The sequence below is a fragment of the Nocardia sp. CA-084685 genome (genome assembly GCF_050955785.1).
GTDB lineage: Bacteria > Actinomycetota > Actinomycetes > Mycobacteriales > Mycobacteriaceae > Nocardia.
This window is the reverse complement of the sequence record NZ_CP192094.1, coordinates 4,958,480-4,971,868: the sequence shown is the minus strand read 5'-3', so window position 1 is coordinate 4,971,868 and position 13,389 is coordinate 4,958,480. Positions and strand designations below refer to the sequence as shown.

At 65.4% G+C, this 13,389-nt stretch carries 12 protein-coding genes and 1 pseudogene; 3 read left to right on the top strand and 10 right to left on the bottom strand.

Going from position 1 to position 13,389, the window contains the following annotated elements; genetic code table 11:
• Positions 1-9 precede the first annotated feature (9 nt).
• Positions 10-1,254, bottom strand: a complete 1,245-nt coding sequence (locus ACQP2U_RS22295; protein WP_433709258.1) for an NADH:flavin oxidoreductase/NADH oxidase family protein — start codon at positions 1,252-1,254, stop codon at positions 10-12.
• Positions 1,255-1,476: 222 nt separating this feature from the next.
• Here ACQP2U_RS22295 and ACQP2U_RS22290 point away from each other — a divergent pair, with 222 nt between their 5' ends.
• Entirely contained in the window at positions 1,477-2,061 is a 585-nt protein-coding gene (locus ACQP2U_RS22290) for a TetR/AcrR family transcriptional regulator (protein WP_433709257.1), read from the top strand.
• A 53-nt stretch (positions 2,062-2,114) separates the two neighbouring features.
• On the opposite strand, the gene ACQP2U_RS22285 is transcribed toward ACQP2U_RS22290, so the two are convergent.
• Genes ACQP2U_RS22285 through ACQP2U_RS22275 form a run of 3 tightly spaced genes read right to left on the bottom strand, consistent with a single transcriptional unit; the run spans position 2,115 to position 5,563 of the window.
• Positions 2,115-3,632, bottom strand: coding sequence for a class I adenylate-forming enzyme family protein (locus ACQP2U_RS22285; RefSeq protein ID WP_433709256.1), 1,518 nt, complete (start codon positions 3,630-3,632; stop codon positions 2,115-2,117).
• 11 nt (positions 3,633-3,643) lie between these two features.
• Entirely contained in the window at positions 3,644-4,591 is a 948-nt protein-coding gene (locus ACQP2U_RS22280; RefSeq protein ID WP_433709255.1) for an alpha/beta hydrolase, read from the bottom strand.
• Between the two features lie 6 nt (positions 4,592-4,597).
• The gene (locus tag ACQP2U_RS22275; protein WP_433709254.1) at positions 4,598-5,563 is read right to left on the bottom strand and encodes an enoyl-CoA hydratase/isomerase family protein; all 966 of its coding nucleotides are present in this window, start codon (positions 5,561-5,563) and stop codon (positions 4,598-4,600) included.
• A 164-nt stretch (positions 5,564-5,727) separates the two neighbouring features.
• Between ACQP2U_RS22275 and ACQP2U_RS22270 the strand changes: the two genes are divergently transcribed.
• Positions 5,728-6,432, top strand: coding sequence for a TetR/AcrR family transcriptional regulator (locus ACQP2U_RS22270; RefSeq protein ID WP_433709253.1), 705 nt, complete (start codon positions 5,728-5,730; stop codon positions 6,430-6,432).
• Here the strand turns inward: ACQP2U_RS22270 and ACQP2U_RS22265 are convergent.
• Together ACQP2U_RS22265 and ACQP2U_RS22260 are read right to left on the bottom strand one after the other, a co-directional pair.
• Positions 6,404-6,994, bottom strand: coding sequence for a hypothetical protein (locus ACQP2U_RS22265; protein WP_433709252.1), 591 nt, complete (start codon positions 6,992-6,994; stop codon positions 6,404-6,406). The genes ACQP2U_RS22270 and ACQP2U_RS22265 overlap by 29 nt on opposite strands.
• Positions 6,995-7,007: 13 nt before the next feature.
• Complete coding sequence (locus tag ACQP2U_RS22260) at positions 7,008-7,913, bottom strand: SDR family oxidoreductase (protein ID WP_433709251.1); 906 nt, start codon at positions 7,911-7,913, stop codon at positions 7,008-7,010.
• 169 nt (positions 7,914-8,082) lie between these two features.
• Here ACQP2U_RS22260 and ACQP2U_RS22255 point away from each other — a divergent pair.
• Positions 8,083-8,266 (top strand): annotated as a pseudogene (locus ACQP2U_RS22255) (helix-turn-helix domain-containing protein); the annotation flags it as partial.
• Positions 8,267-8,287: 21 nt separating this feature from the next.
• Here the strand turns inward: ACQP2U_RS22255 and ACQP2U_RS22250 are convergent.
• The 4 genes from ACQP2U_RS22250 to ACQP2U_RS22235 all read right to left on the bottom strand — a co-directional run bounded on the left by ACQP2U_RS22250 (position 8,288) and on the right by ACQP2U_RS22235 (position 13,382).
• On the bottom strand, positions 8,288-8,611 hold the full coding sequence (locus ACQP2U_RS22250) for a zinc-binding dehydrogenase (protein WP_433716551.1): 324 nt from the start codon (positions 8,609-8,611) through the stop codon (positions 8,288-8,290).
• A 54-nt stretch (positions 8,612-8,665) separates the two neighbouring features.
• The gene (locus tag ACQP2U_RS22245; RefSeq protein WP_433709250.1) at positions 8,666-9,280 is read right to left on the bottom strand and encodes an NADP-dependent oxidoreductase; all 615 of its coding nucleotides are present in this window, start codon (positions 9,278-9,280) and stop codon (positions 8,666-8,668) included.
• 801 nt (positions 9,281-10,081) lie between these two features.
• Positions 10,082-11,659 carry a GMC family oxidoreductase gene (locus ACQP2U_RS22240; RefSeq protein ID WP_433709249.1) on the bottom strand — a complete coding sequence of 526 codons (1,578 nt, stop codon included), beginning with the start codon at positions 11,657-11,659 and terminating at the stop codon, positions 10,082-10,084.
• 13 nt (positions 11,660-11,672) lie between these two features.
• Complete coding sequence (locus tag ACQP2U_RS22235) at positions 11,673-13,382, bottom strand: aldehyde dehydrogenase family protein (RefSeq protein ID WP_433709248.1); 1,710 nt, start codon at positions 13,380-13,382, stop codon at positions 11,673-11,675.
• Positions 13,383-13,389: the final 7 nt, after the last annotated feature.

Here is a 13,389-nt window from a genome sequence, read left to right as displayed (position 1 = left end):
GGTATCTACTTACAGGCCGCGCTTGGATCCGAAAGACGCCCGGCCGTTGCGGCGCAGCAACGCGAGAGCAGTGGCGATACGACCCCGATTCAGATCCGGCTCCAGACCGGCACCCACACGGTGCAATTGGTCTGTGTGCCAGCCGAGGTCGAGAAATCCGTCGAGCCCCTTGATATCGGTGACCTTGCTGAGGACGCCGCGCATACCGGCTTGTATCCGGTGCGCGGTGAGGGCCTGCGCGCGCCCGGCGAGGATTATGTCGGCGGCGTCGGGCGTCGTGGCGGTCGGTCGGCCGATGCCGACGACGTCGCACTCACCGGAGCGGACCGCATCGTCCATGGCGGCGCGGGACCGGAAACCGCCTGTGACCGCTAGCGGGATATCGCCGACGAGGGCGCGGACCGTGCGGGCGTACTCCAGGAAGTAGGCCTCCCGAGCCCGGGTACTGGCCGCGGCCGTGCCCATCATGGCCGGCTCCTCGTAGCTTCCACCGCTGACCTCGATCAGGTCGAGGCCCTCGCGCGCCAGTGCCGCCACGACGCCGCGGGACTCTTCCTCGGTGAAACCGCCGCGCTGGAAGTCGGCCGAGTTGAGCTTGATGCCCACCGCGAAACCGGGTGACACTCGCGCGCGGATGCGGCGGACGACCTCGAGCGCGAAGCGCATGCGTCGTTCAGGGTCACCGCCCCAGGCGTCATCGCGCTGGTTGGTCAACGGCGAAAGGAACTGTGCCACAAGATATCCGTGCGCGCCGTGCACCTGTACGCCGTCGAAGCCCGCGGTCTCGCATACGGCCGCAGCGGCCGCGAAACGTTCGATGATGTCTTCGATCTCCGTGGGCGTCAGCTCACGAGGGACGGTCGCGCCGGGCAGGTTCATGGGGATCGGGCTGGGGGCGACGGGGGTATGTCCGAGCGCGAGGGGATTCGACTGGCGACCGGGATGGTTGAGCTGTACCCAGATCGGGACGCCCGCATCCTTGGTTGTCTTGGCCCAGCGGGTCAGCGCGTCGAGGTCGCGCTCATCCTCGATGACGATGTTGCCCGGCTCGCCGAGTTGCGTGCGATCGACCATGACGTTGCCGGTGATGAGCAGGCCGTACCCGCCTTGGCTCCAGGTCGCGTAGAGCTGCTCCAAGCGGCCGTCGGGGGAGTTTTTCTTGTTGCCCAGCGCTTCGCTCAGCGCGGCCTTCATGATCCTGTTGGGGAGCACCTGGCCGCAGGGCAATGTCAGCGGGTCGTGCAGGGAGGTCATGAAAATCTTCCTTTCGATCAGGTCGGTCTCGAGCCGGATTCTTGTGCGGACAGAGGCGCGGCCTCGCTGATGGCCTCTGGGGTTTCGGTTCGAATGTGTGGATGAGCGCCGCTGGCCCGGCTATCTCCGATCCCGACCTTACATATTGGATTACGATCATAATACAATAGAGTGGGAGCGGCTAGAGGCAAAATGGCTGTGCTGGCGTCGAAGGAGTACGGGATGCGTTACGGGAGTGAGCACAAGGAAGCGACGAGGCGTCGGATCATCGAGGCGGCCGGTCGCCGGTTCAAGAGCAGCGGCATCGATGGTTCGGGGGTCGCCACGTTGATGAAGGATGCGGGGCTCACCAACGGCGCCTTCTATGCCCACTTCGCGTCCAAGGAGGATCTGGTCGCGAACGCGGTCGCCGATCAGCTGCGTGCACAGGGGGACAGCGTCGGTGCGCAGGTGCGAGACCTTGTCGGACTGGAACAGTTCGTGCGTTGGTATCTGTCGGCGGAACATCGCGACAGCCGCGAGGACGGATGTCCCTCGGCGGCGCTACTCGACGAGATCGGGCGTTGTTCGGATGCTACGAGGCGGGCGTATACCGACGGTGTGTTGATGGTCATCGATGAGATCGCCGCCCTGGTCTGGCCGGATGACCCGCAATCGGCGCGTGCGCGGGTGCTCAGTGTTTTCGCCATGATGGCCGGGACCTTGCAGCTATCTCGCGCCCTTTCCGACCGACAGCTCGCCGACGACGTGCTGGATGAGGGCATCAGGAATGTCCTCGGGCTGTTGGCCATCGCGCAAAAGCAATGACCCGCCACAGGATCTTGTGGCGGGTCATCGTGGTAACCGTGCGTGCGACGGCCTCACGCCCCGGCGGCTCGAGCATGAGTGGTTCGTAGCGAGCCCTTGTCGATCTTGCCGACCGCGTTCTTCGGAATGGCGTCCATCACGATGAACGAGGTCGGGCGTTTGTAGGGCGTGAGCCGCTCGGCGCACAGAGCTTTCAGCGCGGCGGAATCGATCGCCGAGTCCGGCCGTGGTTGCACGTAGGCGACGACGATCTCGCCCCATTTTTCGTCGGGTACCCCGATCACAGCGGCCTCGAGGACGGACGGGTCGTCGACCAGGACGTCCTCGATCTCCTTGGGGTAGATATTCTCGCCGCCGCGGATGATCATGTCCTTCGATCGCCCGACCAGCGTCAGATAGCCCTCCACGTCGACATGGCCGACGTCACCGGTGTGCAACCAGCCATCGACGATGACGCGCGCGGTGTCGTCCGGACGGCCGAGATAGCCGCGCATGACGTTGGGCCCGCGCACGACGAGCTCACCGTCAACTCCCGGCGCGACCTCGGTGCCCGAATCGTCGACGATCCGAATCTCCTGTCCCGGGAATGGAAGTCCCACTGTCCCGGCGCGGCGTGGGCCCGTGAGCGGGTTGATCGTTGTGCCGCATGTTCCTTCGGACAGCCCGTAGCCCTCGATGAGGGAAAATCCGTATCGGGCCTCGAATCGGGTCAGTAGTTCGGCCGAGGCCGGTGCCGCGCCACAGACGGCGAAACGCAGTGACGAGGTGTCGGGCCGGACACCGTCCGGGAGCGCGGCAAGAATGCTGTAGATCGTCGGTACCCCGCTGAAGAAGGTGGGACGCTCGGATTCGACGAGATCGAAGAAGGTTCGGGGATCGAACCGGCCTGCGATGACGACACTCGCACCGGCGAGCAGCGGCGTGAGGATACTGACCACGATCCCATTGACATGGAACAGTGGCAGGATCAACAAGCACCGGTCGGTCGGTCCCACCTCCAGTGCCTCGACTCCCATGAGCGCCATGGCATCGATGTTGGCGTGGTCGAGCATTACGCCCTTCGGAACGCCCGTGGTGCCACTGGTGTAGATGAGCAGGGCCAGCGTGGACGAGTCCACCTGTGGCTGCTGAACCCACTCCAGCGCCGTTCGATGCAGGAGATCCAGTGCCGACGTCGGTTCAGGGATATCCGACACCTCGGTGTGCAGGTCACCCACCGCGAGTGTGGTGATGCCGCCTACCGGAGTTATGTCGTCCTCCACCACCAACAGGCGGGCATCGGAGTCGTCGAGCTGTCGAACGACCTCGTTATCGGTCAGGCTTGGATTGACCGGGGTGATGGTGGCGCCGAGCCGCCAGGCCGCGAACAGCAGCAGCACGAACTCGAGGCGGTTGCGTAACTGAAGGGCCACGACATCACCGGGGCCGATCCCGAGCTCTCGAAGGTGACGAGATGCCGCTTGAACGCGGTCCAGCAACTCGGCATTGGTGAGCGACTGGGACCCGTCGGCGACGGCTCGTCCACGCGGGTCGAGCTCGGCGCGGCGGTCGGGCAGAGAAGCAAAATTCATCGCGAGCGTACCTACCTCGATGTGACGCGATCCGGTTCGGGAGTCGAAGGGGTGGGCGCCGAGGCGAACTGGCGGGTCAGGAACTCGACCTGGTCACGCACCAATGCCTCGAAGGCATCGCCGAGGTAGAAGTCGAAGTGGCCCGCGTCGTAGGTCTTGATCTCCCCTCGGGGCGCCGTGCGCGCGTATCTGAGGGTCTGCGCGGGCGGCGTGACACTGTCGGTGTTGCTGACGCAGAACAGGATCGGGATGGTGATGTTCTTTGCCGAACGTCCGGGTCGGTAGGCGGCGATGGTCGGAATGACCCGCGCGGCAGCCTCGTTCACGAACGTCGTCCCCTTGGGGATCAGCGCCTGGTAGCCGGGTAGCGCGTCCGGGGCGTTCATCAGGGCCGGGGAGCCGGGGGGTGCGGCCAGGGGAATCGTCACCGGTGCGCGGCCGAGGACCATGGCCGTCAGGTCTCGGACCAGCACCGGAGCAAGTTTGAGCGATGCGACCGGGCCCAACGCGAGCGCGGAGGCCAAACCGTCGGTGAACGGGCATTGGGCCACTGCCGCCCGCAGTTCGGGATGGCGGGAAGCGACAGTGATGGCGTGGCCGCCGCCGAAGGAGCTGCCCCAGACCGCGATTCGTGTGCCGTCGACGTCCCGGCGGGCCCGGGCGTAGTCGATGGCGGCATCCCAGTCGTCGAGCTGCCGCTGGATCGATAGCAGCTGGCGAGGTTGGCCGCCGCTGTCACCGAAGTGCCTATAGGTGAAGGCCAGGCAGGCGATCCCGGCCTTGGCGAAACGCTCGGCGAAGGCGTCCAGGCGCATCTCGCGGGTCGCGCCGAGGCCGTGACCGAGGACGACGACGGGTGGCGCGGTGACGCCCGTCGGCTGGTAGAGCCACGCGCTACAGGTGCTGGTGCCGGAGGAGAAGTAGACGTCCTGACGAGTGAAGGGCTTTTTGGCGGCCATGGGTGGTCATCGTCCGTTCGTCGAGCGACGCCCGGGCACAGTGCCCAGTTGGAGCGCTTGCTTGTAGATCTCGGGGTTGTAGAGGGGGAGTTCACCGTTGGATTCAGTGCTCTGCATGTAGTCGAGCATCAGCTGCTGGCCCTCTTTCGACAGCGCGGTGCCGAGGAACTCGGTGCGTTCGACGTGCAGGCCGTCCGTCAGCGACATCGACCCGCCGAAATACACCGCTCGCTTGATGGCTTCGACCGATCCCTTTGTCCGCGAGCCGAAGTGGGCTGCGAGTTCGACCGCCCGCGCGAGGACCTGGTCCTGTGGGACCACGTCGTCGACGGCCCCGTTGGCGAGTGCTTGCGCGGGTGTGAACGGCTTACCTTCGAGGATCGCGACCAAGGACTGGTGTGTGCCGATCAGGCGAGTCAGGCGCTGGCTGCCACCGCCGCCCGGCATGATGCCGAGGAGGACCTCCGGTTGGCCGATGAAGAAGTCGCCGTCGGCCATCACCCGAAGGTCGTTTGCCCAGGCGAACTCCGCCCCGAGGCCGAGAGCCGAACCGTTGAGAGCGGCGATGAAGATGACGCCACTGCGATTCATCCGAAGGAACGTCGTGTGCAGGCGCTCGAGTTCGACCGCGGGCCCCATCGGGGTCCGGTTCACCAAGGGGCCCAGGCGGGCCCGGTCCACATTCTTCGCGGTACGCGCGAGAACGGAGGCTCCGAGTCGGTTGACCGAGGGCACCGCGGCGCCTCCTTCCTGCAGCCAGCGGACATCGGCATGGCTGACGAACCGCTGGGGATGCGCCCCGGTGAAGACGACCGCGTGCACGTTCGGGTCGCCGTCGACGCGGTCCACCAACGCTTCCAGTTGATTGGCGATCTCGAGGCCGAACAATCCGTGCGGGCCGCCGTCGACGCGGGCGATCAAAACTGCGCCGCGGTCCTCTATATCGAGGTGGCCCTTGCTGTGTTGTCTCATCGACTCTGCCTCCGTACTGCAAGTGGATTGGGATCGGCAAGCCGAGCGGATGCCTGGCCGAGCCGCCAATAACGAAGTTACAAGACTAATATAACGAAGTTACAGGATGTGTGGCAATAGTCGTACCGTCGCGGGGCGGGAGGGCTGTGGAGTCAGGTGGGAATATGAGGAACGTGTCAGAGGATTCGACCAGCGAAACCGTGCCGGAACGGCTCGTCAAGGCGACCATCGGCCTGCTGGCCGAGCAGGGGCCTTCGGCCATCAAGGCGCGGACGGTCGCGTCGGCGACCGGGCTGTCGACGATGGTGGTCTACAGCCACTTCGGTGGGATCCCCGAACTCGTTCGAGCCGTCGTCGACCGGGGATTCAAGGACCTCGACCAGGCGTTTTCCCGGATGCCGGTGACCGCGGATCCCATCGCGGATCTGTTCACGATGGCGTTGACATGCCGGCGGGTCGCGCGCGAGAACCCCCACCTCTATGACCTGATGTTCGGTCTGTCCACGCGCGCGACATATCGGCCGATGGGGGATTCCGACATACGTTTCAGCGGGCGGTCGCCGGCCTTCCGGGACGCCTACGCGCACATGGTCGAGGCGTGCCAGCGGCTCCTGGACTCCGGCCGAATCGGGCAGCGGGAACCCGAAGTCGTCGCCGCCCAGTTGTGGAGCTTCGTGCACGGCTATATCACCCTCGAGCTGGCCGAGCACTTCGCCGATTTCAGCGACGCGGTTGTGCAGGTGATGCTGCCGATGGGCGTGAACCTTTCGGTCGGGCTCGGCGATGAGCGGGAACGGGCACAGGCCTCGCATGAGGCGGCCCTGCACTCTTACGACGCGCTCAATCCTCGGCCGGTACATCCTCGATGAGCAGGGCCATCGGCGTGGCCGCGCTCGCATAGTCCCGTAGCCGGGCGGCAATGGCGTCAGCGTCGGCGGCATGCGGCGACATCTCGGGATCGGTCAAGGGGTGCACCGTCACCGGCACTGTCAGGCCGAGCCGGGCACCTTCGGCGAACACCGCCGCTTCGAACGCCGCTGTGTAGCGCCGGTATCGCCGCAGCGTCTCCGGTAGCGGGCCGCCGGGCTCCTCAATTCCATTGCTGTGCAGCAGATCCCAGAGATTCAGCGGTACGACGACGGGGACCGTTCGACCCGGCGCCAGCCACTCGAGGGTGGCCGACTCGCCGCCGGCGAGGTCATGGATCCAGACTGCCTCACTGCTCCTCGATCGTCCTTCGACAAGCCGGGCGACACTGCCGACGTTGGCGGCCACGGTTTCGAGGACGCTAGCGAGGAATTCGCCGAAGTCGATCGGCTCGCCACCAGGCTCGTACAGGACCGCCTCGGTCAGGACGTCGACGGCGGCGGTACGCAGCTCGGCCCAGCGGTCGCTGGTCGGGGTAGCCGCAGGGTGGCTCTGATCAGTCATTCCAGTGGGAGCGTCAGGTCATGTCTGCTTTATGTTGTGCCGGACGGGTTTTGTCGGCTCCCGGCGTGAGTTGGTCGTGTCGCCCCAGTGCCGCGACCTCACGCTCCATGGTCGGAACCAGTTCGGCCGCCAAGCGCCTTGCCCAACGCCAGGTCAGCGGTGAGTTCACGGCGCCTTTCGCCCAGTTGGCCACGCCGACCGCGCGCGGCACATAGACGCGGGCGCGTCGGCGCGCGAGTCCATCGACGATCGCGGTGGCAGCCTCATCGACGCTCGTGGTGACATTGCCCGGATAGGGCAGCTTTTCGCGTATTCCCTGGAAGGAGGGGATGTCGGCTTCCGCACCTCGGACGAGATCGGTGTCGATCCACGAGGGGTGGACCACGCCGACCGTGATACCGAGGTGCGCCACCTCTTGGCGGTAAGTCAGGGTGAGTATTTCGACTCCGGCTTTGCTCGCAGCGTAGGAGGCCATTCCTGCCAGGGGCATGAAGGACAGTGCGGACGCGATGACCAGCACGTGACCTCGGGTGCGCTCGAGATGCGGTGTCGCGTGCTTGAGGGTGCGGAAGACGCCGTTGAGGTTGATGTCCAGAACTCGATCGAACGACGCCTCGTCCATCTGCCGCACGGTCCCGTAGGCCGCTACTCCGGCATTGGCGACAAGGAAGTCGATGCCACCCATGATCTCCGCGCAGTCATCGATCGCCGACCGCAGTGCGGTGTTGTCGCGCACGTCGGCCTCCCGCCAACATGCGGTGGGACCCAGGTCGGCAGCTAGTGCGCGCAATTTTTCGGGCTCGAGTCCGATCAAGGCCACGCGCGCGCCGCGGGCGGCGGCAAGACGTGCCACCTTCTCCCCGATGCCGCGTGCTGCCCCGGTAACTACCAGTCGTCGACCTGCCAAGCTTCGTTGCATGAGCCGAGAATAACTTCGTTATAGGTGGAAAGCAATAGGACTCGGCGATTACCGCCGCATGGTTCGAAGCCGGTGCCGCAGTCGTTCGGTGGCTGTCCGCCTATTTCGAGTCGGCGCTCAGCGAGCGCGACGCGGTGGCCTCGGAGGCGTTCGCCGACTCGGCGATATCGCAGAGCGAGAAGAGATCTCGATCCTGTACGCGGTTGGCGCGGTCCGTGAAATCGTCCGTAGGCTCGGGCGTTCCCCGTCGACGATCTCACGTGAGTCGCAACCGCGACGACGTGACTCGAGGCGGTTATCTGCACCATTGGGCTATGACCGCTCAATGGCATGCTGATCGTTACGGATCGCGCGTAGCTATCTCGGGCGTTCGTTCATTGCGTGATGACGATTTTGCCGTTGGCGTGGCCTTGTTCGACGTAGGCCATGGCGTCGAGGGTTTGATCGAAGGGGAAGGTGCGGTCGAGTACCGGCTGTAGGGTGCCGTTGTCGTATAGCGTGGCCAGTTTCTCGAGTTGGGCGCCGTTGGCCTTCATGAAGAAGAAGGAGTACCGCACTTGCTGCTTCTTGGCCTGTTTGCGGATCTTGCGGCTCAACAGGGCCATGACGGGTGCGAGCAGCGGTTGGCCGACTTGTGCGGCGAAGGAAGGGTCGGGTGGGCCGACTACGCTGAGGGCGAGTCCGCCCGGTTTGAGCACGGTCAACGACTTTTCCAGATTGGTGCCGCCGAGTGAGTCCAGTGCGAGGTGGTATCAGGTGAGTATCTCGGCGAAGTCCTGTTTGGTGAAGTCGATGACTTCGTCGGCGCCCAAGGCGCGGACTTTCTCGATGTCGTTGGTGCGTGCTGTGGTGGCGACGTAGGCGCCCAGGTGCTTGGCGACCTGGATGACGGTCGAGCCGAGGCCGCCCGCGCCGGCGCGGATGAGGACTTTCTGGCCTGGCTTGACGTCGGCGACGTCGACGAGGGTTTGCCAGGCGGCCAGTGCGACCAGAGGTACGGCTGCGGCTTGGTCGAACGACAAGGACCGCGGCTTGAGTGCGACATCGTCTTGGTCGATCGCGATGGATTCGGCGAAGGTGCCGATCCGGAGGTCTCGCGGCCTGGCGTACACCTCATCGCCGATCTTGAAGGCCCGCACGTCCGCGCCGACCTCGGTGACGACGCCGGAGACGTCGTGGCCGAGGGTGAACGGGCGCTTGTATTTCAGCAGCTGTTTGAACTCGCCGTTGCGAACCATCTTGTCCAGCGGGTTGATGCTGGCCGCGCGGACTTGGACCAGAACGTCACGACGGCCCACGCTGGGCTCGGGAACGTCTGCGGCCCGTAGTCCGTCCTTGCCGTAGGACTCGACAATGAACGCCTTCATGTCACCTGCCTTCTCATCTCTTGAGTGATGCGTGGTGTGGATAGCCCCGGCCACTTGCCGATGGAATTGCCCGGAAGGTGTGTCCGCAACGTGGATTGCAACCTGCAATCAGCGCGCCTCGGCATGGACGATGGACCTAGAATAACGAAGTTATTGTAGTGGGTCAACCCGCGCGGTGTCGGGGCCGTCGAGTGGGGAGATCGCCGATCGAACGCCTGATGGTGAGCTCGCCGGCCGTCGCGGAGCGGTGGGCCCCCGATTCGCCATCACCGAGCTGAATATCGCGGCCGGTGACGGCTCGACGCAGTGCGATTACGTTCCCGGAGGATCTGAGCTACCTGACAACGCCGAAGCGCCCTAGTTGAATTCTCCATTGCCACCGAATCAGCCAAGCCACAAACCGCTGAACTCACCTGATCCGTTCCGGATCCTGATAGTGCCACGACCCGTGTCCACCGCCCGGAGTCGAGGCATGCAGGGCAGACGCAGCCCGGCCACTCTCGATGGGCGCACGTCACGATTGTGGATCGCCGCCCACGATGGCGACGGCAGCCGCAAGCGCTGTGCGCAGCGTTGGTTGCTGAGCTGGGGCCTCAGCAACCAACCCGAGGACCCGCCCGCCCCTCCGAAAACCTGACCCCCATTCGTGCCGACCGCACGAAACGCGCGTGTCGGCAATCACCTACGCCGCTAATCGCCCGCAGCGTAGGTGGCGGCTGATTTGTGTCAGCGGGAGCGATGAGGTTCGCCCGACGGGCGCCAGTTGACGGCCAACGCCCGACAGGGGTGTCCGAGGCCCGGCTATGAGCCGCGGATCAGCTCGGCTGCTTTCTCGCCGATCAGCACGCTCGGGGCGTGGGTGTGTCCGCGAATGATGCTCGGCATCACCGAAGCGTCCGCGACGCGCAGACCTTCGACCCCACGAACCCGCAATTCCGGTGTCACTACGCTGTTTTCGTCGCTGCCCATCCGGCAGGTGCCCACTGGGTGATACAGCGTGTGCGAACAGGTAGTGAGCGCCAGTTCGAGCGTTTCCGGACCGGTATCGGGCGCGCCCGCGGGCCGAGCGACCTTGCCGAGCAGGGCTTTCAAAGCCGGCGCTTCGGCGATCTCCGCGCACATGCGCAGGCCCGCCAGGATAGCCGCGCGGTCCACTCCGCCGCTGTCGGACAGATAGCGGGGATCGATGATCGGCTTCGCCAGCGGGTTCGCGGAGCGCAGCGAGATCCGGCCTCTGCTCTCGGGTTTGAGCAGAATAGATCCCATCACCACCGCATGGCCGTACGGTTCCCCGATGCCCTCGTCGAAAAACGGTGCGGGTCCGAAGATCAGCTCCAGGTCGGGCAGATCCAGGTCCGGGCGGCTACGCACGAATCCGTAGGCCTCACCGACGTTGGAGGTGAGCATGCCGCGGTGTCTGGCAAGGTAATTGATGAGCTCCAGTGGCTTTTCGGCGGCGAATAAGCTGTCGTTGTCGACGTCGAAGCCGAGCATCGCGACCAGATGGTCCATCAGGTTCTCGCCGACTTCGGGTGCGTGGTGCACGGTGGCGATGCCGTGCTCGGCGAGATGTTCGCGATCGCCGATGCCCGACAGCATCAGCAGCTGCGGACTGTTGATCGCGCCGCCGCACAGCACCACTTCCCGGCGCGCGTGCACGACCGCACGCTGCCCGGCGGACTCGAATTCGACTGCTACAGCGCGCATGCCATCGAAGATGATGCGTGTCGCGACGGCCTCGGTGTGCAGCGTCAGGTTCTTTCGGCCGAGCGCGGGCCGCAGGTAGGCGTCCGCTGTGCTCCAGCGGCCGCCGCCCTTCTGCGTCACGACAGTCTCGCAGAACCCTTTCGGCTCGGGCAGATTCGCGCGCTCCACCGCATGCCCGGCCTCGACCGCTGCCGCCAGCCATGCCGCGGTGGAACGGCGTGGACTGCGCTGTCGCGCGATATGTAGCGGACCGTCGACACCCTCGTCGGCTTCGCGTGCCCCCTCGACTGCTTCGATCTTGCGGAAGTACCTCACGATCTCGGCGAAGGACCATTCGCTTCCGGCTCGCTCGGCCCATTCGTCATAGTCCGCGGCGAATCCGCGCACCCACATCATCGCGTTGAGGGAGGACGAGCCGCCCAATGTTTTGCCTCGGGGCCAATAGATTTCGCGGCCGCCGAGTCCGGGCTGTGGTTCGGTGCGGTAATCCCAATCCACATCGCTGCGAAACAATTTCGAGAATGCGGCGGGGATATGGATGAACTTGTTTGTGTCCTTGGGCCCGGCTTCCAACACGATGACGCTGGTGGCGGGGTCGGCAGTGAGCCGGTTGGCGACGACCGCGCCCGCCGATCCGGTACCGATGACGACGTAATCGGCGTAGGTGTCCACGTGTGCTCCTGGGTCAGCCGCGCAGCGCGGACGCGAAGATTCCGGGCAGTTTTGCCCATCCGGGTGCTCCCGCGAACGCGGCAAGCCGCCGACCGGTCGTCGCCGCGGTCGTATTGTTCACAAACCACGGTGGCTTCGGTGTCAGGGACCACTCGCCGTGCAACACCGAGCGCGGTGCGGGGCGGAACGGACCGCGCACGACCGTCCGTTCGGGCCGGTCGATCAGGAATGCGTTGTGCACCAAGCCGATTCCGCTCTGTACATCATCGATCGTATGGCCTGGATATGCACCCCAGGTTGCCGCAGCGGTGAGGAACCCGGCGCCGGTCCACGCATTGATCGCGATCGTGCCGTAGCGCAACTGCTCGATCAGTTCGTCGAATTCCGCGCCCAGCGCACGGATGGTCGCCGGATGTGCGATGACGTTCACCCCGAGCGTGCCGACGAATTCATCGTTCGCCGTAGCCGCTGCCGTACGCGCGAAATCGGCTCCGAGGCCGGACAATTCGACAACGCCGAGGACAGGTGCGAAATACTCGGTCTGCAACAGTGTTTCGCTGCGGTCGCCGCGCAGGCCGGACAGCAACACCCGACCGCCGAAATGCTCGGCGCTCGGATAGGTCGATTCGGCTGACGCGACGCGATCGTCGCTGCCCGGGTAGTACGCGGGCCGGCTCGGTGCGGCATCGTAGGCGGTGCGCAGCTCTCGAAGGAAGTCGTCCTTCTGATCCCAGTCGGACGAAATCACCACAGCCTGTGTCGCGACACAGTTGTATCCGCCGTTGTGCAAGCGCTGAGTGGCGATGTGTTCGGCCTGGAACCGCAGATCGGCCTTGCTCCACCGGCCGGGCAGCACGATGGTCGGAGAGACGCCGCCGAGTTCGCTGCTGATCGGTTTGTCGAGTCGAGGTCGACCGGCGGCCTTGCGTGCCGCGGCATCCTCGCCGCGCCCCCAGACGATCGCATCGTGTGTCGCTGCGCTGCCCGTCATATGCACGTGGGCGACGTCCGGATGCTGTACCAGGTATTCGCCGACATCGGCTGCGCCGGTGAGGATCCGGACCGCGCCGATCGCGATGAACGGCTCCAGCACCTTGGTCAACGGCTCCAATAGCGGATCGGTGATCGGGTTCAGTTTCAAGGCGACGACGCGGTTGTGCGCGATCAGTTCATAGAGCACGTCCAACGGAGCGATCGAGGTGATGTTGCCCGCACCGAGTACGACGCCTACCCCATGAGTGCGAACCGGGTCGAGTTGTGCCAGCCCCGCCGCTCGGATGGCTTCGGCGCGGCCGATGCCCGGCTGGAGCCACACCTCGGCGCTGAATCCGCTCAACAGCAACGAGTCGAAGACCGACGTGGGCAGCACGCGGACCGTCGTGCGTCCGCCGGTTGTACCGAAATGTGCGTTCTCGAGTGGGCTGCGCCCATCGGCAAGGGTGAGCAGGCTGCGCTCCAGTGCCCCGGCCCCGGCCGCCATCGCATAGGGTCCGGATATCCATTCCTCGCCGACCAGCGCCGTCCGCGGATCCAGCCGCTTGTAGCTGATCGCCGCGTCGACCCACTCGCGGGCGTATTTCGCGGTGAGCTCCCGCACGCGTCCGAGCAGCTCGGCGCGTGCGGCCAGGGAGATCGCGGCCCAAGCCTTTTCGCCCTCGGCAAGGTCGGACAGCGCGGCGTCGACGGCGCCCCGCACGTCGGTTGGCGAATCGTTGATGGTCATAGCCCGA

What these genes read in the sequence shown, in the direction of transcription:
- ACQP2U_RS22265 (WP_433709252.1), bottom strand. Translation starts at nt 6,994, where the DNA reads ATGACTGATCAGAGCCACCCTGCGGCTACCCCGACCAGCGACCGCTGG.
- ACQP2U_RS22285 (WP_433709256.1), bottom strand. Translation starts at nt 3,632, where the DNA reads ATGAATTTTGCTTCTCTGCCCGACCGCCGCGCCGAGCTCGACCCGCGT.
- ACQP2U_RS22280 (WP_433709255.1), bottom strand. Translation starts at nt 4,591, where the DNA reads ATGGCCGCCAAAAAGCCCTTCACTCGTCAGGACGTCTACTTCTCCTCC.
- ACQP2U_RS22290 (WP_433709257.1), top strand. Translation starts at nt 1,477, where the DNA reads ATGCGTTACGGGAGTGAGCACAAGGAAGCGACGAGGCGTCGGATCATC.
- ACQP2U_RS22275 (WP_433709254.1), bottom strand. Translation starts at nt 5,563, where the DNA reads ATGAGACAACACAGCAAGGGCCACCTCGATATAGAGGACCGCGGCGCA.
- ACQP2U_RS22260 (WP_433709251.1), bottom strand. Translation starts at nt 7,913, where the DNA reads ATGCAACGAAGCTTGGCAGGTCGACGACTGGTAGTTACCGGGGCAGCA.
- ACQP2U_RS22235 (WP_433709248.1), bottom strand. Translation starts at nt 13,382, where the DNA reads ATGACCATCAACGATTCGCCAACCGACGTGCGGGGCGCCGTCGACGCC.
- ACQP2U_RS22295 (WP_433709258.1), bottom strand. Translation starts at nt 1,254, where the DNA reads ATGACCTCCCTGCACGACCCGCTGACATTGCCCTGCGGCCAGGTGCTC.
- ACQP2U_RS22245 (WP_433709250.1), bottom strand. Translation starts at nt 9,280, where the DNA reads ATGAAGGCGTTCATTGTCGAGTCCTACGGCAAGGACGGACTACGGGCC.
- ACQP2U_RS22270 (WP_433709253.1), top strand. Translation starts at nt 5,728, where the DNA reads ATGAGGAACGTGTCAGAGGATTCGACCAGCGAAACCGTGCCGGAACGG.